The following is a 21,303-nucleotide window of genomic DNA, read 5'->3' on the forward strand; positions in this document are numbered from 1 at the left end:
AACAACCCTAGATTTTTTCTCCTTCTTCTTCTTTTTCTTTAGCAATCTGCTCTTTGATTTTACGTTCTTCTTCTTCCTTGGCTAAGCGCTCAGCTTCAATACGAGCCCGAACAGAAGCCCGCTTGGCTGCTGGATCTGGGTGGATAACCACATTGCCCGACTCGATTTCTTCAAGTGCCTGAAGGGTCGATTTGACCGATGAAAAATTCTGCGTCGGATTAGCCCCAGCTTCCAACTCATGAGCACGCTTGGCTTGTAAAATGACAAGGGAATATTTGGATGGTACTTTATCCAGTAAAGTATCAATCGAAGGTTTTAACATCATCGCTTTTTCTCTTTTCTAACTTTTATCTGACGGACAGCTTTTCGTTGATCATCTTATCGTAACGGCCGATGACACGCTCAACCCGAAAATGTTCTGTCTCAATAATCCGCTTAACCCGCTCAGCTGCCAGAGGAACCTGATCATTCACAACGGCATAATCATACTCTCGCATCAAAGCAATTTCTTCCTTGGCACGTTCAATACGCTGGGCGATAACTTCTTGGCTGTCTGTACCTCTCCCAACCAGACGATCCTGCAATTCTTCTAAGTCTGGTGGTGTCAGGAAAATAAAAACACCGTCCGGAACTTTCTTTTTCACCTGCAGAGCACCCTGAACTTCAATTTCCAGAAAAACATCAATCCCTTTATCAAGGGTTTCATTAACATAAGAGAGCGGCGTGCCGTAATAATTGCCGACATATTCAGCGTATTCAAGCATCTGACCTTTTTTAATCAGGTCTTCAAATTCTTCCCGTGTCCGAAAAAAATAATCAACCCCATCAACCTCTCCCGGGCGCTGCGGACGAGTCGTCATTGATACCGAGTATTCAAACTTATGGTTGGGTGTTGAAAAAATTTCCTGCCTAACCGTTCCTTTTCCAACCCCAGAAGGACCTGAAAAAACGATTAGTAAGCCACGTTCAGACATATCTCGCTCCTTAAATTTTCTTTTTCTATAGTAACAAAAATCCACTTGATAATCAAGCGGATTCTGTCTTATTTTGCGTAGTCAACCGCACGCAGCTCACGGATAACGGTCACTTTAATGTTACCCGGATAATCTAAATTATTTTCAATTTTCTCACGAACATCATGTGCCAAAATCGTCACCTGATCATCTGAAATTTTCTGTGGCTGAACCATGATACGAATTTCGCGTCCAGCCTGCAGGGCAAAACTGTTCTGAACACCTTCAAAACTCGTTGCAATCTCCTCAAGGTCACGAAGCCGCTTAATGTAGTTTTCCATAGACTCATTTCGAGCACCAGGACGGGCTGAACTCAAGGCATCTGCGGTAGCTACCAAGACAGCAATGACCGATTCGGCCTCAACATCACCATGGTGGCTGGCAATCGTATTAACAACAATAGGATGCTCTTTATACTTACGAGCAAATTCTGTTCCGATTTCAACGTGGCTGCCCTCAACTTCACGGTCAATGGCTTTCCCCATATCATGGAGGAAGCCTGCACGTCTTGCCAAATCAACATTTTCACCCAGCTCACTTGCCAGAAGACCAGCTAATTTACCAACCTCGACCGAGTGGCGCAACACATTTTGTCCATAAGAGGTTCTAAACTGCAGACGGCCCATCAGCTTAATCAGGTCTGGATGCAGATTAGGTGCCCCTATCTCAAAAGCAGCTGCTTCACCGTATTCACGAATACGATTATCCATTTCCAAACGATTTTTCTCAACCAGTTCTTCGATACGGGCAGGATGGATACGACCATCTTGAATAAGGGCTTCCAGAGTCATTCTGGCGATCTCACGACGGATAGGATCAAAGCCTGAAAGCACCACTACTTCAGGTGTATCATCGATGATAATATCAATCCCTGTCAAACTTTCCAGTGTTCGGATATTACGGCCTTCGCGACCGATAATCCGTCCCTTCATATTGTCATCTGGTAGATGAACACTTGTAATGGTCTGTTCCGTCACATAATCGCCAGCCAAACGCTGCATGGCTTGGGCAAGCAGATTTTTTGCATTTTTATCAACGCGATCTTTAACTTCACGATCGGCTTCTTTGATACGGCTTGCAATTTCATGTGTCAGTTTCTTTTCCGTATCTGACAGGATGATATTGCGAGCCTCATCCTGTGTCAATGATGCTACTTTCTCAAGTTCCTCAGTTTTTTTCAGTTCTAACTGTGATACTTGTTCTTCACGCTCATCAATATGTCTAGATTTATCGGTTAGACTCTGCTCTTTACTATCGAGCATTTTTTCTTTACTTGCTAGATTCTCATCTTTACGGTCAAGAGAAGAAGCACGCTCTGTTAAGCGTGTTTCCATCTGTTTCAACTCTTGTCTTTCAGACTTAAATTCTTTTTCAATCTCTTCACGATATTTTCTAGCCTCTTCTTTCGCCTCTAAAAGCAATTCCTTTTTATGGGCCTTGCTCTCACGCTCAGCTGTCGTTCTAATATGCTCAGCTTCAGCCTCAGCCTTGCTTCTCGCATTGACAGCCTCCTGTTCAGCGTTTAAAAGAGTCAGTTCTGCAGTATCTTTAGCGGATTTCATTTTCGCCGAAACAACCACATAACCTATAACCAAACCAATGAGTGCAAAAACAAGACCAATAATCATATTTCCCATGTTTTTACCTCAATTTTTTATTGGATTTCAATAGAAAGTCCACCATATAGTGTACCATAAAAAGGAGATTTTCACAATCTAAAAATGAACACATTTTATCCTTAAATATGTTATGATAAATAAAAAGAAAAGGAGATTTTTTATGCCTAAAGACGTTACTGTAGAGAGCTTTGAGCTGGACCACACCATTGTAAAAGCACCTTATGTCCGGTTAATTTCAGAGGAAAGCGGCCCTAAAGGCGACATCATTACCAATTTTGATATTCGCTTGGTTCAGCCAAATGAAGATGCTATCCCAACTGCCGGTCTGCACACGATCGAGCACCTGCTGGCGCAGCTGATTCGCGAGCGTATTGATGGGCTTATTGACTGTTCCCCTTTCGGCTGCCGTACCGGTTTTCATATGATTATGTGGGGACAGCCTACAGCAAACGACATCGCCAAGGTCATTAAAGCCAGTCTCGAAGAAATTGCGACTGTTACCTCTTGGGAAGACGTACCAGGAACAACAATTGAATCCTGCGGCAATTATAAAGACCACAGCCTCTTCTCAGCCAAAGAATGGGCTAAACTAATCTTAGAGCAGGGTATTTCGGATAACGCTTTTGAAAGACATCTAGTCTAGGGACAGCCAAACCTTTTTCCCGCGCATAATAAAAAGAAAAAGCCTTGAGGCTTTTTCTTGATGGTTCTTTGACCTAATAATCCAAACTGTCAGAATTTCCTGAGGCATTTCCAACAAAGTAACCTGTCTTACAGTTGATAGAGAAAAGATAGGTTCCGTCAGGCTTAAACATATTATAATAGCCATTGCCATTGATAATATTAACTTTTTCAAGGATATAATCATTTCCTGTAATATAGCCGCGCGCTTGTGAAGTGGCAACAATTTTTTCTAGAACTCCAGGGTTAAAGGTCCAAGCTGGATTATTGCTGTCTGCAATCATAGCATCGTTATAAGGAACACGGCTGCGGTCTCTTTGCAGAGTGGCTGGATTGTAGCTGGAAATACCATAGCCAGAAGCACCTACGATGGCTGCTGAGCTGCCAGATGATCCCTGATTAGCAGACGATGATGAACTTGCACTGGTATCTGATCCAGAAGCCTGCGATGATGAACTTCCTGATGATGCGTTGGCCGAATCTGATGAAGTGGCTGTATCAGATGATGCTGACGAACCAGCTCCTGAAGATGAGGCATTAGCTGCCTTGTCTGCTAGCTGCTGACGGCCATCTGCCACGACTGATTTCAGAAGCGCATCTAAAGTGGCATTGCCAGTATTTAAATCGTCATCTGAAATGTCATCAAAATTAGCGTCGTCTTTGACTGTTGCTGTCTTTTGCTCACCATCCACAATCGCATTGGTCTTAAACTTACCATTAACCAAATTGATTGCAGCAATCTGACGTTTCAAGCTGTCGTATTGTTTTTTAGCATTTGTATAATAGCTGGTATTTTTTAACTTATTTAAGATCTTTTCAAGACTCGGTAGATTAGCAAAAGCACTATTTTTTAATTTGGTTTTCTCAGAATCCGTAAAGAAAGCTGCATATGATTTCTTAAAGGATTGTGAGTTGGCTTTAGCCGATGTCTTACTGGAACTGCTGGTTGTTGTCGTGGTCGTAGTCGTTTGACTATTTTGACGATTAAGTCCAAAAATGAGACCCCCGATAGCAAGAACAAGAGTTGCCAAAAGTCCTAGGATAACGCCCTTTCTCTTATAGAAAGGTCTTTTTTCTTCCTCATCAAGCTCGCCATCAAAGTCACTATAATCAACACGTGAGAATTCACTGTCTGGCCGTGTGCTGTCCTCTGCCTCTGTTAGACTTGATTGGGTTTCTTGTGGCTCCAAAACAACATCTTCAAAAGCAGACTCCGTTTGAGAGTCTGGTTCAATCGCAGGCGCTACAATCGTTTCTCCCAAGTCAGCTGGTTGATTGGCTGCCGGCTCACTTTTTTCCTCGGATTCAATCAGCCCTGTATTTTCCAGTTCTTCACGCTGTTTTTTGATAAAATCATCTAAAGCTTTCGTGTCCAGCTCCTGTGTTTTCGTATCAAATTTTTGAGAAGCAACCTCCTCACGGTGCTGCTTGATATACTTATCCAGCACTCCGTCCTCATCTGTCACTCCTGCCTTAAGCTCCGAATCTTTTCGCACAGCTTCTCCGACAGTCAAATCCTTAGCATCTTTAAAATCTAGGTTTTCTTCCGTTTCAAGGGGGCTTTTTTGTTCTTCAGACACTTTCTATTCCTCTCTATTGAGAACGCTTGACCCGCTGACCATAGTACTGATAGAGGTCTACTTTCAAGGTTCCATTGTATAATTTTCGTTTTTTATCTGCGACTTGTCCATATTTCGTTTCAAACTGTTCATCGCTCGTCAAAATAAATTTGCTCCAAGTCTTTAAAGGAGCAAAGGTTTGACCCATTTCATTATACAAAATGTCTACCGCTTTGTCATCAAGAAGTCTCTCTCCATAAGGCGGGTTTGAAATAATCACACCATTTATTTTGCTGGTTTTTAAGTCTTGCAGCCGCATTTGTTTCAATTTGATAACATCTTCAAGTCCAGCCTCTTGGACATTCTTCTGGGCAATCGCAATCATACGGCCATCAATGTCATAACCAGAAATATCAAGCTCGACAGACTCGTCAATCGCTGCAAGAGCTTCATTTCTCACCGCTTGAATCAATTCACTATCCACCCAAGGCCAGGCTTCAAAATCAAAGTTCCGCTTGAGTCCCGGAGCTATGTTTTTTCCTATCATAGCGGCCTCAATACAAAAGGTACCCGAACCGCAAGTCGGATCAATAAAGGGTTTATCGGGGAACCAGTTACTAAGCTCGATAATCGCCGCAGCCATATTCTCTTTGATAGGAGCTCCGCCCTTATCGGTTCGATAGCCGCGTTTAAAAAGACTGGAACCGGTCGTATCAATCATGACTCTGGCTTTATCCTTTAAAATGGCAATCTCAATCTTGAATTCTGGACCATTTTCCACCAATGGCACATGCTCGGGACGATGAAAATGCTGCTGTAATTTTTTGACAATAGCCTTTTTACTAATGGCCTGCACGCTGGGTTCATTGTGCAGTTTGGATTTAACGCATTTAGCCTTAGCGACAGGAAAACGGCAACCTAAAGGAATATAATTTTCCCAATCCAGAGCAAAAACACCTTGAAATAGATCTTCAAAGGTTTTCGCAGGAAATTCTCCGACCATTATTTTGATGCGGTCAGCCGAACGCAGCCATAGATTGGTTTCAATAATCGTCTTCGTATCGCCTGAAAAGAGCACGCGGCCATTCTCAACTTGGCAGTCAATCCCTAGATTTCGTATTTCTCGGCCCACCACCGATTCGAGCCCAGCCGCTGCAGTTGCCACTAATTTCAATTCGTTTTTCATAATTCCTCTTTTGTTGAAAACAAAAGCTAGCCTACGCTAGCTAACCTATTATGCAATTTTCTATAAGCCATGTTTTGTTCCAGCGACACTAGGCTCTGCCGCCTTCGATAATCATCTGTCTACTGCTTATGCAGTCAGGAAAGACTGTTCGTTTCCAGCTTTCCCATGCCCCGACCAAAGTTTGGGTTGCTAGCTTGAGGGGTTTACCGCGTTCCACTTTTTACGTTTCCATAAAAACTACGTCACTGTGGCACTTTCAGGATAACTCTGACCTATCAGAAGACTTAGTCATTTTATCCGCCGTAACATGTCACCATGTCCCTAGACTTATTTTTTCGTCTAGCACAAACACTACCGGCATCACAGCCAGTGCTAGCATGGACTTTCCTCATGGTTATCCCATGCGATTATCCAAAAATTGCACCATTCTTTTACTCAATAATCTGCTTGCCAAAAACTTCTTTTTCCAAGCGACTGATCCGTTTTAAGATATCAAAATTCGTAGCTGTTGTCGCTGCGATTGATGAACTGCTAGAAGCCGCTGGGCTTGCTGGCCTAGAAGCTGCCGGCGCTTTTTGCGCTTCTTCCTTTAAGCGGGCATTTTCCTTACGGAGCTCCTCAATAGTTGAAGCAAAAATCTCATAATCTTTAATGACATCATCCAAAAATTCGTCAACTTCTTTTTTGTCATAGCCGCGCATACTGGTTTTAAATTCTTGATCAAAAATATCTTTAGGGGTATACATAACTGTTGGCATTCGTTTTCTCCAAACTCATCATTCTTTAAGGACTGGTCAAAACCATCCTACCTTGATTATCATACCTAAAAAAAAATTAAAAATCAAGTCTTTTGTGCAATCATTAGCCCTCGTCTTGAGCGATGTCATTTAAGTCTTCAAAGCGTAATTGATTGATAAAATAATTGTCTTTTTCCTTCATTAATTGATATATAAATTTAATATTAGTCTCATTTTCTTCATCGTAGAAAAGATAGGCGCCATCGGAATTCGAGATTAAAAATTGGTTGTATTGTCGGAATTGCGACGGATTTTGATAATCCTTAAAGCTATATTTGATAAAATCAACTTGCTTGAACTGGTCTAACTTTTCCTGATTGGTCTCATTCCAATTCTCCCCCTGATTTTCGAAGGCGAAAATAGTTGCCAGCATGACATCATAGTCTTCTTGCAGTTCTTTGGCAACCTCCAGAGCCCAGAATTCAAAACCTAAATTCCCCAAAAAGATAAACCAGTCTGCACCAGCTTCCAGCATCCGGACCATATCCCGCCTAATCGCTTTCTTGATGACTTCTATTTTAGGGTCTTTATCCTGGAAAATCCCTAATTCAAAACTTTTGTAGTCTGTAATAAGAATTGTTGACATAAACTGTTGTCCTTTTTAAAAATATGGTATAATGGATAGTGTTTTATTTATTACTTATTACAAAGTTAGGAGTTCTATGGTTAACTACCCTCATAACTTAATTCGTAAACAAAATAAAGTATTTTCCGAAGCTAAAACCATTAACTTCGCTAATCGCGGAATGTCTTTTGAAACAGCGATCAATGCTACCAACGACTACTATTTGTCTCGGCAGATTGCTGTGATTCACAAAAAACCAACCCCCGTCCAAATCGTCAAGGTTGACTACCCTAAGAGGAGCCGAGCCAAGATTGTTGAAGCCTATTTCAGACAAGCCTCAACGACAGATTACTCTGGGGTTTACAAAGGGCATTACATTGATTTTGAAGCTAAAGAGACCCGTCAGAAAACAGCAATGCCAATGAAAAATTTTCATGCTCACCAGATTGAGCATATGGCCAGCGTTCTGAGTCAAAACGGAATTTGCTTTGTTCTCTTGCACTTCTCAACACTAAGAGAAACCTACCTTCTCCCTGCGGCCGATTTAATTGCTTTCTATCAAATCGATCGAGGCGGAAAATCAATGCCACTTGATTATATCAAAAAAAATGGTTACCCAGTTGCTGAGTCCGTTTTTCCTCAGGTTCCTTACTTAGACATTATTGAAAAAAATTTTTTAGGCGGTGATGACAATCAAATTTGATCAATTAAAGAATATTAAATTCGACAAAAAATTCTTCTTAACAGTTTTAAAATACCTTGCAGGCGCGCTTGCTAGTCTTGTGATCTTGGCAGTAGTAGTCGGCGGCCTCTTATTCGCTTACTATGTGAGTAGTACACCAAAGTTATCTGAAAGTAAACTAAAAGCAACCAACTCCAGCCTCGTTTATGACAGCAGCAATAATCTGATTGCCGATTTAGGTGCAGAAAAACGTGAAAGTGTTTCTTCTGACAATGTTCCTCTGAATCTGGTCAACGCTATCACCTCTATCGAAGACCATCGCTTCTTCAAACACCGTGGTGTGGATATCTACCGTATTATCGGAGCTGCTTGGAAAAATGCATTCAGCGACTCGACTCAAGGGGGATCAACTCTTGACCAGCAGTTGATAAAACTGGCTTATTTCTCTACCAAAAAATCCGATCAAACCTTAAAGCGTAAAGCTCAAGAGGCATGGTTGGCTCTGCAGATGGAAAGAAAATATACCAAAGAAGAAATCTTAACCTTCTATATTAATAAAGTCTACATGGGAAATGGGAATTATGGGATGAAGACCGCAGCCAAGTCTTACTTTGCTAAGGATTTAAAAGATTTATCCATCGCCCAACTGGCTCTCTTGGCTGGGATTCCTCAAGCACCTAGCCAGTATGACCCTTACGTTCATCCTGATGCCGCCAAAACACGCCGTGATACTGTCTTAAAGCAAATGTATCGCTATAAAAAAATCTCCAAGGCGGAATACGACGAAGCCATTCAAGTGCCGATTACTGATGGCTTACAAGAACTTAAAGAATCCTCAAGTTATCCTAAGTATATGGATAATTACCTTAAACAGGTTATTGCCGAAGTTAAATCACGGACTGGTCAAGACATCTTCTCTGCTGGCATGAAAGTTTATACCAATGTTAATGCCGATGCCCAGCAGTATCTATGGGATATTTATAACAGCGACCAATACATCGCTTACCCTGACAGTGACTTCCAAGTCGCTTCAACCGTTGTCGATGTCACCAACGGTAAAGTGATTGCTCAGCTCGGTAGCAGAAATCAAGATACCAACGTTTCCTTCGGTACCAACCAGGCTGTCCTAACCGACCGAGACTGGGGTTCTACAATGAAGCCTATTTCGGCCTACGGCCCAGCTATTGAAACAGGTGCCTTTACAACAACAGCTCAGATGTTAAACGACTCTGTTTACTACTGGCCTGGCACAACTACTCAGCTTTATAACTGGGACCGCAGGTATAATGGCTGGATGACGATGCAAACTGCCATTCAGCAGTCTCGTAACGTCCCTGCTGTCCGTGCCCTTGAAGCTGCCGGTCTCGACAACGCCAAAAACTATTTAAGCGGTTTAGGCATTGATTACCCTGAGATGAATTACTCAAATGCCATCTCTAGTAACAATTCCAGCAGCAGCCAAAAATATGGCGCAAGTAGTGAAAAAATGGCAATCGCCTTTGCTGCCTTTGCTAATGGCGGTACCTACTATAAGCCTCAGTATGTCAACAAAATTGAATTTAAGGACGGCACCACTGAGACTTATGATGCTCAGGGCAGCCGAGCAATGAAAGAAACAACAGCTTATATGATGACCGATATGCTAAAAACCGTCCTCACTTATGGTACTGGGACGCAAGCACAAATTTCGGGTCTTTATCAAGCTGGTAAAACAGGTACTTCTAACTATACCGATGACGAGTTGCCTAAAATCTCTGAGAAATATGGTCTCAATCCGTATAGCTTGGGAACAATTGCACCAGATGAAAACTTTGTCGGCTACACATCACAGTATGCGATGGCTGTCTGGACAGGTTACAAGGATCGGCTTCACCCCGTTTACGGGGATTCCCTCAACATTGCTGCTCAGGTTTATCGGACAATGATGTTACACTTGACGGGTGGCGTCAGCACCGATTGGACAATGCCTGACGGCCTGTACCGCAGCGGATCCTACCTCTACCTTGACGGTTCTTCCGGTTCAAATTCTAAATACGCAGGCGGTAACTACAGCAGTACGACAGCAGCAACGTCATCAGATAGTTCTGACGATAGCAGCAACAATAATAATGATAGCACACAGGCATCGAACGATTCCAGTGAAACCAATAATAACAGCAGCAATCAAGACAGTAACAGTCAGACAACTGAAGCTGCAGCATCATCAGAAACAAGTGATAACGGGGAATAAGAAAAACTTTGCTTCCCGCTATCTTAGTAATCCACATACAAAAAGAGTTTGAGATTTTTGTCTCAAACTCTTTTTATCATGCAGCACCAACTCTTTGATACACGCTTTATTGGAAATCCTTATTCCACTTCTCTTTGTTATTTCCAAAAATCATCAAAGATGGTGATGGGCAGATGGCGTTTATGTTCCGTCTTCTTCCACCAATTTTCAATGGTTTCCTGTGCTTTTGGACTAATCGGCCGCCCTTCTAAGTAGTCATCAATATCTGCGTAAGTTACGCCGAGAGCCACTTCATCTGCTAAGCCTGGCTTACCGTCTTCTAAGTCCGCTGTCGGCACTTTCTCGTAAATGGCTTTATCAGCACCCAATTGTGCCAAGAGTTGTTTCCCTTGTCGCTTATTTAAACGGAAAAGCGGCAAAATATCAGCCCCACCGTCGCCAAATTTCGTGAAAAAGCCTGTAATGTTTTCCGCAGCATGATCGGTACCAATGACCGCACCCCTGTATTCGCCAGCAATGGCATATTGGGTAATCATACGCTGCCGCGCTTTAATATTGCCCTTGTTAAAGTCAGAGACAGAAACACCCGCTTCCTCCAAAGCCTCAACCTGACCATCTACGGCAGGTTTAATATTAACGGTGAGACTCTTGTCCGGCTTGATAAAGGCTAACGCTCTTTGCGCATCCACTTCATCTGCTTGAATACCATAAGGAAGACGGACGGCGATGAACTGGTAGGACAAATCGCCAGTTTCTTGGCGCATTTCTGCTGCGGCAATTTGGGCTAAACGACCAGCCAAACTGGAGTCCTGCCCTCCTGAAATCCCTAAGACCAAGGTTTTAAGAAAAGGATGTTTTTTCAAGTAGTTTTTCAGAAAATCAACCGATTTTCGGATTTCTTCCTCAGGATTAATGGTCGGCTGAACACCTAATGCCTTAATTATACTTTCTTGTAAACTCATTTGACCTCTCCTTTTTGATAAGACTCCTTACGGATGCGATCAATCAGATTCATCTTATTATCCCAGACGTCCTTAGCTAAATCAACAGGGTAATCCTGAGGATTGAGAACACGTCTATACTCGTCCCAGAGGTTGTCTAACTCTTTTTTGGCATAAGCTCTGATGCTGTCTAAGCTCGGCAGGTCATAGACTAATTCGCCTTGATCAAAAATATCCACTAGGAGAGGAACAGCGGCAAAGTCTTTCACCGTTTTATTGATATAAGTGTAGACCGGATGGAACATATAAAGTTCGTCTAAATCATTGACATCCACATCTGTAAAGGTGATATAGTCACCTTCTGACTTCCCTTTCGCCTTGCTGGTAATCCGCCAGACTTGTTTTTTTCCGGGGGTTGATACCTTTTCAGCATTATTGGACAATTTGATGGTATCCTGCATGATGCCATGATCATCTTCAATGGATACAATCTTATAAACAGCTCCTAAGGCAGGCTGATCATAGGCTGTAATCAGTTTTGTTCCAACCCCCCAGACATCAATTTTAGCTTTTTGCATCTTAAGATTGAGAATGGTATTCTCATCCAAATCGTTGGATGCGTAAATTTTAGCTTCTGTAAAACCTGCGGCATCCAGCTGTTTGCGTACCTTTTTGGATAGGTAGGCCATATCTCCAGAATCAATGCGAACCCCTAAAAAATTAATCTGATCACCCAGCTCCTTGGCCACACGAATAGCTGCCGGCACTCCTAAACGCAATGTGTCATAGGTGTCCACCAAGAAGACACAATCTTTATGAGTGGCTGCGTAAGCCTTAAAGGCTTCATAATCATTTCCATAGACCTGTACCAATGAATGGGCATGGGTCCCTGAAACTGGAATACCGAAAATCTTACCCGCTCGGACATTACTGGTAGCATCTGCCCCACCAATAACAGCTGCCCTTGTCCCCCAAATGGCAGCATCCATTTCCTGAGCGCGTCGGCTGCCAAATTCCAAAAGAGGCTCATCTTCAATGACTGACCTAATACGGGCAGCCTTGGTGGCAATCAGGGTCTGGAAATTGATAATATTTAGCAAAGCGGTTTCAACCAGCTGACATTGAGCCAAGGGACCTTCTACCTGAACAATGGGTTCATTAGCAAATACCAAGTCACCTTCTTGTGCGGATTTCACACTTAATTCCAGGCGCAAGTCCTTTAAATAGGCTAGAAAATCTTCTGGATAACCCAAATCCTGCAGATAAGCAAGATCTGTTTCAGAAAAAGTGAGGTTCTTTAAGTAATGAACCAGCCTTTCAAGCCCTGCAAAAACCGCATAGCCATTTTCAAATGGCTCTTTACGGAAATAGGCTTCAAATACCGCTTTTTTCTGATGAATCCCTTTGTTAAAATAGACCTGCATCATGTTAATTTGATATAAATCGGTATGCAGGCTTAAACTATCATCTGAATACATGATTTCTCCTTTGATATAATGCCTTTATTATACCACATTTTTGACTACTGACAGGATAATATCTCAAAGAAAAGAAGCCTTCTGGCTTCTCCTTTCATGTTTTTAAAAATGGTCGACAATGTAGTGGTAAGCTTCCTGAGCAGCTGTCGCACCATCACCAACAGCCGTTGTGATTTGACGGAGATCCTTTTGACGGACATCTCCCACCGCAAAAAGTCCAGAAAGAGAAGTTCTCATATGATCATCCGTTGGTACCCAGCCATCGTCATCTGTGATACCTAGGTCCTCAACCATAGAAGAAACAGGATCAAGTCCTACGTAAACAAACACACCTCCGAAGGCTTGATTGCTGATTTGACCTGTTTTAAGATTTTCAAAATCAACACTGGTCACCTTATTGTCATCACCCTTGATTTCTTTCACGACGGAGTCCCAAATGAAATCAATCTTGTCATGAGCAAAGGCCCGTTCTTGTAATACTTTTTGAGCACGTAATTCATCCCGACGATGCACAATGGTCACTTTCTTAGCAAACTGTGTTAGAAACAATGCTTCTTCAACAGCTGAATCTCCACCGCCAACTACTAAAAGTTCCTGATCTCGGAAAAAAGCACCGTCACAGACCGCACAATAAGAGACACCACGGCTGCTGTATGTTTCTTCCCCTGGAACACCTAGATGGCGATGCTTGGCTCCAGTCGCTAAAATAACGGTCTTCGCTTCATAAACCTGATCATCTGTAATCACCTTTTTGATTGGGCCATCTTCTTCAATCTTCGAAACAATTCCATAGAGGTTTTCCACTCCAAGTTTTTCAAGGGGTTCAAACATCTTCATAGACAATTCCGGTCCAGAAATCATGTCATAGCCTGGGTAATTTTCAATATCGGCGGTATTATTCATCTGGCCGCCAGGTGCACCTTGTTCCAGAGTGGCTACTTTGAGGTTGCTTCTAGCTGCATAAAGAGCCGCTGTCATACCAGCTGGCCCTGCCCCAATAATGATGGTATCGTACATAATTTATCCTTCTTTTACTATTTCTGTTCCTTATTCTAAAAAAAATACAATGATTTTTCCACTCTTACGCTTGTAACATCAAAATAATCGCCATATAAGCAAAAGCCAAGATGGGAATAGTCACTAAATCCATTAAGAGGGCTTCGTATAAGATAGACAGTCGTTCCTTGGACGTCTTATCCTTCCTTCTTAAAGCCCGATAAAAAATCCAGGCTGCAGAAATCAAGAGGACTGTCAGGCTGGATAAGATTAATCCTTGCAAATATAATTTAAAAATTTCTACTAACATATGACCACCAAACTAAAAGTACTCCCTTAGGAGTACTTTTATTATATCAGATAAAGCTCTTTTTGTAACTGGCAAAAAATTCACGTGTCCGTTCTTCCTTAGGATGATTGAAGAGCTGGTCAGGGCTTCCCTCTTCCAAGATATGCCCCTTTTCAAGAAAGAGAACTTTATCAGCCACTTGGCGGACAAAAGCCATATCATGACTGACCAAAACCATGGTCTGTCCAGACTGAGCAGCCTGGGCAATAGACTTTTCAACTTCTCCCACAAGCTCTGGATCAAGAGCAGAAGTCGGCTCATCAAGCAAGAGAACATCTGGCTTCATTGCTAAGGCTCGCGCCAGGGCAACCCTTTGTTTTTGACCGCCTGATAGATGTCTTGGGTAATGATTTTCTCGATCGGAAAGGCCAACTTTGGCTAACTCTTCCCTAGCAATCTTTGTGGCCTCATCATCAGAAAGTTTTTTGACAATCTTCAACCCCTCTTTGACATTGTCTAAGGCTGTTCGGCGTTCAAAAAGATTAAATTGCTGGAAAACCATGGCCAGCTTGCGGCGAAGAATGAGAACCTCTTCCTTACTGATCTCTTGAAAATCAACCTTGAAGTCATCGATTTCAATCGTTCCTGAATCAGGCTCCTCCAAATAATTCAGGCTGCGCAGAAACGTTGATTTTCCGGCACCCGAAGCCCCGACCAAGGCAACAACATCTCCTTTTTCAATTTCTAAATCAAGGTTATCAAGAACTTTTTGTCCCGAAAAAGCCTTGCTCAAATGCGAAATGCGAATCATTAGCGAACCCCTCCTTCCACTGCTGTATCTTGAACAATATTAGCGGGTGAGGCAATTTCCATTTTCTTTTCAATGAGCCGACCGACTTGTTCGATCACGATACTGACTGCCCAGTAGACTAAGGCAACGGAGATAAAACGTTCAAAATAACGGTAGTCAGAGCCCCCCAAAATTTGAGCCTGCGCAAACATCTCCACAATACCAGCATTAAAGGCTAGAGAAGTTCCCTTCGTCAGACCAATTAGGGTGTTTATCAGAGTTGGCGTTGCCACCACGGCTGCATTGGGGATGATGACGCGGCGGTAAATTTGAGCATTGGTCATACCCAAGCTCTTAGCAGCTTCAATTTCCCCTGCGCTGACAGACTGAATGGCCGCCCGAATCGTTTCACTGGTATAGGCTGCCTCGTTAAAGGCAAAGGCTGTGATGGCAAAAACAGATGCTGGAATGGCATTGATATTTAATTCCAGACCTGTTTTTTGGTTTAAGGCCTTGAGAGCCAAGGGAATCCCGTAATAAGTCAGCATGAGCTGAACCAAGATTGGTGTGCCTCGCAAAAAAGAGACGAAGGCCGCTTGAATCGGATACAGCACCTTGACTCTATTGATTTTCACAATGGCAAAGAGCATGGCCAGAATAAGACCAAAAACGGACCCTCCCAGAGTTAAGAGCAGGGTCGTTGGTAGTTTTTCAAGAATGGAAGGAATGGCATCGAAGACCGAACGCCAACTGAATAGTTTACCTTCCGGAAATAGTGCGACAAAGTTGTCATACCAACCTGTCGATAATACATAAAGCGACATAATGTTCCTTTTCTAGACCTACTTCAACGAAGATACAAAGTCGCCGCCGAAGTATTTTTTACTGAGTTTTTTGAGCGTTCCATCCTTTTTCAGGACCTTAATGCGTTTATTCACGAAGGCTTGGAGTTTTTTCCCCTCATCGTCTTTAGCAAATAAGATATATTCTAAGCCATCCTTATCACCGCCGACTTTATCGGTGACATCAGCAACCTTAAGGTTTATTCCCTGATCTTTAATGACGGTTTTGAGAGAGATGGCATCATAGAGCAGAAAATCAATCTTGCCTGCTTCGACATTTTGCAATCGCTGTGCCAGAGTGACCGAATTGGCAACGTACTTAATGTCAATAGCTTCTTTATCAGCATTTGCCTTATTCCAGTCTTCTAAAATACCAGCATAATTAGAGCCTGCGTAAACTTCAACTGTTTTTCCTGACAGCTCACTCAAACTGTTCAGTTTTCCAGCCTTACTGGCAATGGCATAATTGGATTTGGAGATAGGGTCTGAAAAGAGATATTTTTCAGCTCTTTCTTCGTTATAATTGAGGTTGTTAGCAGAAAGCTGGTAACGCCCAGCGTCAATCCCAGTCAAAATTGAAGAGAAAGGGACGGTCTCGTATTTGACTTTATAGTCCTTAGACCCTTTAAAAATAGCCTTCACCACTTCAATATCATAACCGGCAAATTTGCCATCTTTTTTATAGGTAAAAGGTGCTGTATCTGAGTCCGTTGCCAATGTGATGGTTGTTTTAGAGGCTGCTTGGACTGGCCGTGTCAGCCATAAAGCCGAGATAAACAGGGCAAGCAGACTTAGCCATTTATAGTTGCTTTTTGTCATTATTTTCTCCTAAAATCGTTTTATACTTCAGTTTATCACGATAGCCATAAGCTGTATAATAGTTATTTCTTATCACTGTGATAATATTTCCCTATCACAAAAAAGCAGTGACTGTAAACAATCACTGCTTTAGAATTCCTGTTTTCGGGCTTTACGCTCAGCCCTGCCTCGGGCACGGGCTTCAATCCGTTTGGTTTTTCGGCGTTTTTCATCCACTGCCCATTTAATCTTCTTTTTATAGCCGGGCTTGATTTTTCTCTTTTTCTTTTTGACCAAGCCAATCATTTCCAAATCAAGTTTTTCCTGACTTTTTTCACGATTAGCACGCCTGTCACGGTCGTAAGTGTCCTGAAACTCACCATTTTTGATGAGTTTTGGAAGGAAGGCAATCCCCATTTTTTCCAGTTCTCGAATATCAGAGTCATCACTTGGTTGATAGAGGGTAATCGCCGTTCCTGTCAGCCCATTTCTTCCCGTACGTCCCACACGATGAACAAAGAAGGACAAATCCTGAGGAATGGCGTCATTGATGACATGGCTGACTCCTTCGATATCAATCCCACGCGCAGCTAGATCCGTTGCCACGATGTATTGGAATTCCAGATTTTTCACCTGGCTCATAATACGCTTACGCTCCCGCGGAGGAATGTCACCATGGATTTTGGCTACCCGCAAACCATTAGCCGTCAGATAGCTATGGAGCTCATCTGCACGCGCCTTCGTATTGACAAAAATCATGGCCAAATAAGGCTGCATGAGCTTGGTCATCTCTAAAATTTGAGCATTTTTGTCTCGACCCTTGGTGGAAATCAGCCAGTTTTCAATAGTATCTGAAATGACCGTTTTAGTCTTGATTTGTTCAATGACTGGAGTGGATAAGTATTTTTTCAAAAAGGGTTGTAATTTTTGTGGAATAGTCGCTGAGAAGACCAAAATCTGTACTTTGCGGGGCAAAGTCGCCGCAATCTTATCCACGGTCTCTAAGAAGCCCATATCCAGCGTCATGTCTGCTTCATCAACCACAAAGGCCTTCGCCTTATGAATGTCCAAAGAACCTGACTTGACCAAATCATAAATACGTCCTGGTGTCCCGATAACGATATGAGGCTGATTGGACTGAAGCTTGTCCATCTGACGAGTCTTATCAGTACCTCCCACATAGTTAACCACTCGTAGGTCTGTCTCGGAATGCCCTGCAATCTGACGAGCCGCCTGATAAATCTGCGTCGCTAGCTCTCGTGACGGTGCCGTAATGACTGCCTGCACCTGATCTGCCGTTTCATCCAGCATTTGGAAAATTGGTATCAAAAAAGTATGGGTCTTGCCCGAACCCGTCTTGGATTCACCGACCAGATCTCGTCCGGATAGGACCACAGGAATTAGTTTCTCCTGAACAGGAGTTGGTCTTTCAAAGTTAGCAGCGGCCAAGGCCTGATGGATATACTCTTTAAATTGATAATCATTGAATGTCATATTTACCTCTAATCTATCTTACCCATTATAGCATTAAACTTTCTAAAAAAGCAAAAACAGCAGAAAACTGCCGTTTTGTTAGACATATAAAATCACCAGCGTCAAGAGACTTCCAAGGAGTCCCAGACCCCACAGAAAGAAATCAACTTGCCATTCAGACCAGCGAGTAGAGCTGTCTCCAAATCCAAGTCCACCGAGTTCCAAGTGGTGATGGTAAGGTGTCATCCGGAAGATACGCTGTCCTTCGCCCGTCTTTCGCTTGGTCCACTTAAAGTAGAAGACCTGCAGCATGACAGATGAGGTTTCTAAAACATAAACGATACCAACCAAAATCAAGGTCCACTCTTGGCGGAGAGTGATGGAAATGGTAGCCAATAAGGCTCCTAGCGCCAGACTGCCGACATCTCCCATAAATACCTTGGCTGGCTTGCGATTATAGATAAAGAAACCAAGAAGGGCTCCAATCATCACCACAATAATAGACAGCACATCAAATTGCCGTTGCTGATAAGCGATGATGCCATAGGTAGCTAAGCTAATGACCACAGAGATCGAGGCTAAGCCATCAATACCATCTGTCAGGTTAACCGCATTGGAAAAGCCGACCACCCAAAAAAGAACAAAGAAAACATAGAAGATACCCAAATGAAGATGTAAACCAAAAAAATTTAAGGCATCTGTTCCGCTGGGGCGAACATGTACAAAATAAAAGACAAGTCCACCGATAATCTGGAGGGTCATTTTTTGAGAAGCTGTCAGTCCTTCATTGATTTTTCTGAAAATTTTCAAAAAATCATCCAAAAAGCCAATGGTTCCATAGATAAAAAGGACAGATAAGGTCGCTATTGTCGAACCAATAGCAGGACCATACTGAAAATAAGGAAAAAGAGCCATAATCAGAGAAACGAGGAGGGCAACTGCCAAAAAGACTGTTCCTCCCATGGTCGGTGTTCCTGCTTTGGCCAAATGTTGCTTAACGTCTTCATGCATCTGCTGACCGCTGATCTTTTTCATCTGATAAAAACGAATGAAAAAGGGCATGAGGATGATCGATAAGGCAAAAGCGAACAGCCCCGCGATAAATATACTGGTTAACATCTTATTCTCCTAATGTAATTGTCATTTTCTTGATACTATTGAGCTTTTTGCCAACTTCAACGTTTTGTTTGGTCACTCGCCCTGATTTTTGCCCTTTATAGGTAATCTTGATGTTGGTCCATTTAGCGAAAGTCTCAACGTTCTTCTTAGTCCATCCATACATATCGGGCACCGTTTCAAAATTGCTGGTCAAAAGGAGGATTTGTTGATTTTCCTTGAGATTCTTCCCTTTTGCAACTGACGTTTTGGTAATTTTACTGCCGCTTCCCAAAATGATTGGCTGAACTAAATTTTGCCGCAGCTGGTCAGCTGAATCGCCAGGACTTTTACCGACAATATCCGGCATGGCAAATTTTGTCTGTGATTTCAGCGGATTGGCTGCTGGTTCTAGCAGAGTGTCTTTCATCAGAGTTGCTTCTTCTAGTACAGGATTTACCACATCCTGCCAATAGGTCATGCTGAAGCTCTCAGGCTGCTGGAGGGTCACATACATCATAAAGTCGGGATTTTCGGATGGTACCATAGCCACTACGGAATAGATATAGTCATGGCTACCCGTTAAATAGCCTGAACCGTCTTCAGCAGCAATCTGAGCTGTTCCTGACTTGACTGCAACTGACTGGTTGCCGACCTGAATTACCGGTGATCCATTACTATTAAGGGTTCCATAATAAGGATCTGTCCCAACGGTGACCATGTATTGGCGAGTTTCTGTCGCTGCTTTTTTAGAGACAGGATTGCCAACAACCTCTTTTTTGGCTGAACGTGAAGTGTCGGTATTAGGGTCATATATCTTGCTGATAAATTGGGGCTCTAGCATCACACCGTCATTAGAAATCGCAGAAAAAGCTCTTAACATTTGGGTCTGGGTGACACCGATCCCTTGACCAAAGGAACTCATGGCAATCGTCACAATATTGTCTGAAGGCAAAAGACCTGAGGCTTCACTGCCCATACCAAAACGAGTTGGAAAACCAAAACGGAATTTATTCAGGTAATTTAACCAGGTCTCATTGCCCATCTTTTGTTCAAGATAGGTCATCCCAACGTTACTGGAATGGGCAAAACCTTGGGCATAGGTCAGATACTGACCCGTTGTCAGACCTTCATTGACGTCCCAGTCTTTAATGGTGGCATCCGCAATCGTCAGACCAGAACTGTCGTAGGCCTCATTGGGATTAAACACGCCCTTATCAATGGCCGAAGCTAGGGTCATCACCTTCATGGTTGATCCTGGCTCGTAATTCGTTTGGTAAAGCACATTCTGCCAGGTAAAGCCTTCGGCATCTAAACCTGCCTTGGTATCAGAATCAAAGCTAGGGCGCTGGGTCGTTGCTAAAATCTCACCCGTTTTAGCGTTGACAAGCGTTGCACTGGCCTGAACACCTTTGGCTTTTTCTTGGAAAATATCCATTTGGCGTTCTAAGTAGGTCTGAATAGGCGCAGATAAAGTTGTGTAGACATCCTTACCGTTTTCAGCTTTTTTAATTGTGGTTGCCGTTCCTAAAAGGGTATTGCCATTTTTATCTTTCTGATAAGTCACCTGACCATCTTTCCCGGATAAAATAGCGTCTAGGGAGGCTTCCATTCCTGTGGCACCGACTAAACTCTTGGTGCCGTCTTTATTTTCCTTGACCTGAGCTAAGCCAATAAACTGCGAAGCAAACACCCCATTAGGGTACATCCGTCCAGGACTGGTGGTAAAGTCAACCCCATTGATATGGGCAGATGCTAAGGCATCTTTGACAGTCGTCATGGTACTGTAAGAAATATTGGAGCCCTGTGTCCCAAAGGAAACCTGGCTTAATTTTTTTTGCTTTAGCTGGCTGAGAACGTAGTTCTTATCCATCCCCAGATGCTGACTAAAAATATCAGCCACCTGATCAAACTGGCTGGATTGGACATAAAGTTTTTCACCTGAGGTGGATACATAAGACTTATTGATGACGGCATAGATACTGTAAGTCGTCGAATCTTCTGCGATGGGATTGCCGTTTCTATCGTAAATGGTTCCCCTTCTAGCCTGAACGGTATGGACGGTCTGATAAACCGAAGAGGCACCTTTGGAGAGATCGACCCCAAACTTGCTGTCACTGCCAATAATAATGATAAAGTTGATGATAAAGACAAAGAAGATAAAGACAGACAAAATCATTAAATTTTGTCCCACGCGCTCCCTGTTTTTCTGAGGTGTCCTGCGGTCACCCACAACATAGTCTAAAAAGGATTTCATAAAGGTTCGCAT

Annotated in this window: 20 protein-coding genes and 1 other RNA gene; 3 read left to right on the forward strand and 18 right to left on the reverse strand. The window is 42.8% G+C overall.

The genetic code is table 11. The features are described from left to right. Nucleotides 1–7: 7 nt before the first annotated feature. The 3 genes from rpoZ to A3GY_RS0108150 all read right to left on the reverse strand — a co-directional run bounded on the left by rpoZ (nt 8) and on the right by A3GY_RS0108150 (nt 2,650). Nucleotides 8–325, reverse strand: coding sequence for a DNA-directed RNA polymerase subunit omega (rpoZ, locus tag A3GY_RS0108140; RefSeq protein WP_018030911.1), 318 nt, complete (start codon nt 323–325; stop codon nt 8–10). A gap of 22 nt (nt 326–347) precedes the next feature. Further along, on the reverse strand, nt 348–974 hold the full coding sequence (gene gmk / locus A3GY_RS0108145) for a guanylate kinase (RefSeq protein WP_018030912.1): 627 nt from the start codon (nt 972–974) through the stop codon (nt 348–350). A gap of 68 nt (nt 975–1,042) precedes the next feature. Continuing rightward, the gene (locus A3GY_RS0108150; protein WP_018030913.1) at nt 1,043–2,650 is read right to left on the reverse strand and encodes a ribonuclease Y; all 1,608 of its coding nucleotides are present in this window, start codon (nt 2,648–2,650) and stop codon (nt 1,043–1,045) included. 142 nt (nt 2,651–2,792) lie between these two features. On the opposite strand from A3GY_RS0108150, the gene A3GY_RS0108155 reads away from it, so the two are divergent. Next, nucleotides 2,793–3,275: an S-ribosylhomocysteine lyase gene (locus tag A3GY_RS0108155; protein ID WP_018030914.1), complete on the forward strand. Its 483-nt coding sequence runs from the start codon at nt 2,793–2,795 to the stop codon at nt 3,273–3,275. Between the two features lie 73 nt (nt 3,276–3,348). Here A3GY_RS0108155 and A3GY_RS0108160 read toward each other — a convergent pair whose 3' ends face one another. The 5 genes from A3GY_RS0108160 to A3GY_RS0108175 all read right to left on the reverse strand — a co-directional run bounded on the left by A3GY_RS0108160 (nt 3,349) and on the right by A3GY_RS0108175 (nt 7,441). Continuing rightward, complete coding sequence (locus tag A3GY_RS0108160; RefSeq protein WP_018030915.1) at nt 3,349–4,893, reverse strand: cell division site-positioning protein MapZ family protein; 1,545 nt, start codon at nt 4,891–4,893, stop codon at nt 3,349–3,351. 13 nt (nt 4,894–4,906) lie between these two features. Next, nucleotides 4,907–6,058: a THUMP domain-containing class I SAM-dependent RNA methyltransferase gene (locus tag A3GY_RS0108165; RefSeq protein WP_018030916.1), complete on the reverse strand. Its 1,152-nt coding sequence runs from the start codon at nt 6,056–6,058 to the stop codon at nt 4,907–4,909. Between the two features lie 58 nt (nt 6,059–6,116). Next, nucleotides 6,117–6,477: RNase P RNA component class B (gene rnpB / locus A3GY_RS10155), an RNA gene on the reverse strand. 12 nt (nt 6,478–6,489) lie between these two features. Beyond that, nucleotides 6,490–6,816: a cell division regulator GpsB gene (gene gpsB, locus A3GY_RS0108170; protein ID WP_018030917.1), complete on the reverse strand. Its 327-nt coding sequence runs from the start codon at nt 6,814–6,816 to the stop codon at nt 6,490–6,492. 103 nt (nt 6,817–6,919) lie between these two features. Continuing rightward, nucleotides 6,920–7,441 carry an SLOG family protein gene (locus A3GY_RS0108175; RefSeq protein WP_018030918.1) on the reverse strand — a complete coding sequence of 174 codons (522 nt, stop codon included), beginning with the start codon at nt 7,439–7,441 and terminating at the stop codon, nt 6,920–6,922. Between the two features lie 76 nt (nt 7,442–7,517). Between A3GY_RS0108175 and recU the strand changes: the two genes are divergently transcribed. Together recU and pbp1a are read left to right on the forward strand one after the other, a co-directional pair. Further along, nucleotides 7,518–8,123, forward strand: a complete 606-nt coding sequence (gene recU / locus A3GY_RS0108180) for a Holliday junction resolvase RecU (RefSeq protein ID WP_018030919.1) — start codon at nt 7,518–7,520, stop codon at nt 8,121–8,123. Then, nucleotides 8,107–10,332 (forward strand): penicillin-binding protein PBP1A, encoded by a 2,226-nt coding sequence (gene pbp1a, locus A3GY_RS0108185; RefSeq protein WP_018030920.1) that lies wholly within the window; start codon nt 8,107–8,109, stop codon nt 10,330–10,332. Before recU ends, pbp1a begins: the two co-directional genes overlap by 17 nt. A 137-nt stretch (nt 10,333–10,469) precedes the next feature. Here pbp1a and nadE read toward each other — a convergent pair whose 3' ends face one another. The 10 genes from nadE to pbp2x form a co-directional block, all read right to left on the reverse strand. Further along, nucleotides 10,470–11,294 carry an ammonia-dependent NAD(+) synthetase gene (nadE, locus tag A3GY_RS0108190; protein ID WP_018030921.1) on the reverse strand — a complete coding sequence of 275 codons (825 nt, stop codon included), beginning with the start codon at nt 11,292–11,294 and terminating at the stop codon, nt 10,470–10,472. Beyond that, a complete protein-coding gene (locus A3GY_RS0108195; protein WP_018030922.1) occupies nt 11,291–12,751 on the reverse strand; it encodes a nicotinate phosphoribosyltransferase in 1,461 nt (486 codons plus the stop codon). Before A3GY_RS0108195 ends, nadE begins: the two co-directional genes overlap by 4 nt. 102 nt (nt 12,752–12,853) lie before the next feature. After that, on the reverse strand, nt 12,854–13,768 hold the full coding sequence (gene trxB, locus A3GY_RS0108200; RefSeq protein WP_018030923.1) for a thioredoxin-disulfide reductase: 915 nt from the start codon (nt 13,766–13,768) through the stop codon (nt 12,854–12,856). Nucleotides 13,769–13,832: 64 nt separating this feature from the next. Beyond that, nucleotides 13,833–14,057, reverse strand: a complete 225-nt coding sequence (locus A3GY_RS0108205) for a DUF4059 family protein (RefSeq protein WP_018030924.1) — start codon at nt 14,055–14,057, stop codon at nt 13,833–13,835. A 46-nt stretch (nt 14,058–14,103) separates the two neighbouring features. After that, entirely contained in the window at nt 14,104–14,847 is a 744-nt protein-coding gene (locus A3GY_RS0108210) for an amino acid ABC transporter ATP-binding protein (protein ID WP_018030925.1), read from the reverse strand. Then, nucleotides 14,847–15,650, reverse strand: coding sequence for an amino acid ABC transporter permease (locus A3GY_RS0108215; protein ID WP_018030926.1), 804 nt, complete (start codon nt 15,648–15,650; stop codon nt 14,847–14,849). Before A3GY_RS0108215 ends, A3GY_RS0108210 begins: the two co-directional genes overlap by 1 nt. An 18-nt stretch (nt 15,651–15,668) precedes the next feature. Further along, the gene (locus A3GY_RS0108220) at nt 15,669–16,487 is read right to left on the reverse strand and encodes a transporter substrate-binding domain-containing protein (protein ID WP_018030927.1); all 819 of its coding nucleotides are present in this window, start codon (nt 16,485–16,487) and stop codon (nt 15,669–15,671) included. 129 nt (nt 16,488–16,616) lie between these two features. Then, a complete protein-coding gene (locus A3GY_RS0108225; protein ID WP_018030928.1) occupies nt 16,617–17,960 on the reverse strand; it encodes a DEAD/DEAH box helicase in 1,344 nt (447 codons plus the stop codon). Between the two features lie 78 nt (nt 17,961–18,038). Then, entirely contained in the window at nt 18,039–19,058 is a 1,020-nt protein-coding gene (mraY, locus tag A3GY_RS0108230; RefSeq protein ID WP_018030929.1) for a phospho-N-acetylmuramoyl-pentapeptide-transferase, read from the reverse strand. A 1-nt stretch (nt 19,059) separates the two neighbouring features. Continuing rightward, a complete protein-coding gene (gene pbp2x, locus A3GY_RS0108235; protein WP_018030930.1) occupies nt 19,060–21,303 on the reverse strand; it encodes a penicillin-binding protein PBP2X in 2,244 nt (747 codons plus the stop codon).

The organism is Streptococcus ferus DSM 20646 (assembly GCF_000372425.1).
In the GTDB taxonomy this organism is placed as follows: domain Bacteria; phylum Bacillota; class Bacilli; order Lactobacillales; family Streptococcaceae; genus Streptococcus; species Streptococcus ferus.

Excerpts from the sequence above, each read along its gene's own strand:
- rpoZ (WP_018030911.1), bottom strand. The coding sequence starts at position 325 with ATGATGTTAAAACCTTCGATTGATACTTTACTGGATAAAGTACCATCC.
- gmk (WP_018030912.1), bottom strand. The coding sequence starts at position 974 with ATGTCTGAACGTGGCTTACTAATCGTTTTTTCAGGTCCTTCTGGGGTT.
- A3GY_RS0108150 (WP_018030913.1), bottom strand. The coding sequence starts at position 2,650 with ATGGGAAATATGATTATTGGTCTTGTTTTTGCACTCATTGGTTTGGTT.
- A3GY_RS0108155 (WP_018030914.1), top strand. The coding sequence starts at position 2,793 with ATGCCTAAAGACGTTACTGTAGAGAGCTTTGAGCTGGACCACACCATT.
- A3GY_RS0108165 (WP_018030916.1), bottom strand. The coding sequence starts at position 6,058 with ATGAAAAACGAATTGAAATTAGTGGCAACTGCAGCGGCTGGGCTCGAA.
- gpsB (WP_018030917.1), bottom strand. The coding sequence starts at position 6,816 with ATGCCAACAGTTATGTATACCCCTAAAGATATTTTTGATCAAGAATTT.
- A3GY_RS0108175 (WP_018030918.1), bottom strand. The coding sequence starts at position 7,441 with ATGTCAACAATTCTTATTACAGACTACAAAAGTTTTGAATTAGGGATT.
- recU (WP_018030919.1), top strand. The coding sequence starts at position 7,518 with ATGGTTAACTACCCTCATAACTTAATTCGTAAACAAAATAAAGTATTT.
- pbp1a (WP_018030920.1), top strand. The coding sequence starts at position 8,107 with ATGACAATCAAATTTGATCAATTAAAGAATATTAAATTCGACAAAAAA.
- nadE (WP_018030921.1), bottom strand. The coding sequence starts at position 11,294 with ATGAGTTTACAAGAAAGTATAATTAAGGCATTAGGTGTTCAGCCGACC.
- A3GY_RS0108195 (WP_018030922.1), bottom strand. The coding sequence starts at position 12,751 with ATGTATTCAGATGATAGTTTAAGCCTGCATACCGATTTATATCAAATT.
- trxB (WP_018030923.1), bottom strand. The coding sequence starts at position 13,768 with ATGTACGATACCATCATTATTGGGGCAGGGCCAGCTGGTATGACAGCG.
- A3GY_RS0108205 (WP_018030924.1), bottom strand. The coding sequence starts at position 14,057 with ATGTTAGTAGAAATTTTTAAATTATATTTGCAAGGATTAATCTTATCC.
- A3GY_RS0108210 (WP_018030925.1), bottom strand. The coding sequence starts at position 14,847 with ATGATTCGCATTTCGCATTTGAGCAAGGCTTTTTCGGGACAAAAAGTT.
- A3GY_RS0108215 (WP_018030926.1), bottom strand. The coding sequence starts at position 15,650 with ATGTCGCTTTATGTATTATCGACAGGTTGGTATGACAACTTTGTCGCA.
- A3GY_RS0108220 (WP_018030927.1), bottom strand. The coding sequence starts at position 16,487 with ATGACAAAAAGCAACTATAAATGGCTAAGTCTGCTTGCCCTGTTTATC.
- A3GY_RS0108225 (WP_018030928.1), bottom strand. The coding sequence starts at position 17,960 with ATGACATTCAATGATTATCAATTTAAAGAGTATATCCATCAGGCCTTG.
- mraY (WP_018030929.1), bottom strand. The coding sequence starts at position 19,058 with ATGTTAACCAGTATATTTATCGCGGGGCTGTTCGCTTTTGCCTTATCG.
- pbp2x (WP_018030930.1), bottom strand. The coding sequence starts at position 21,303 with ATGCGAACCTTTATGAAATCCTTTTTAGACTATGTTGTGGGTGACCGC.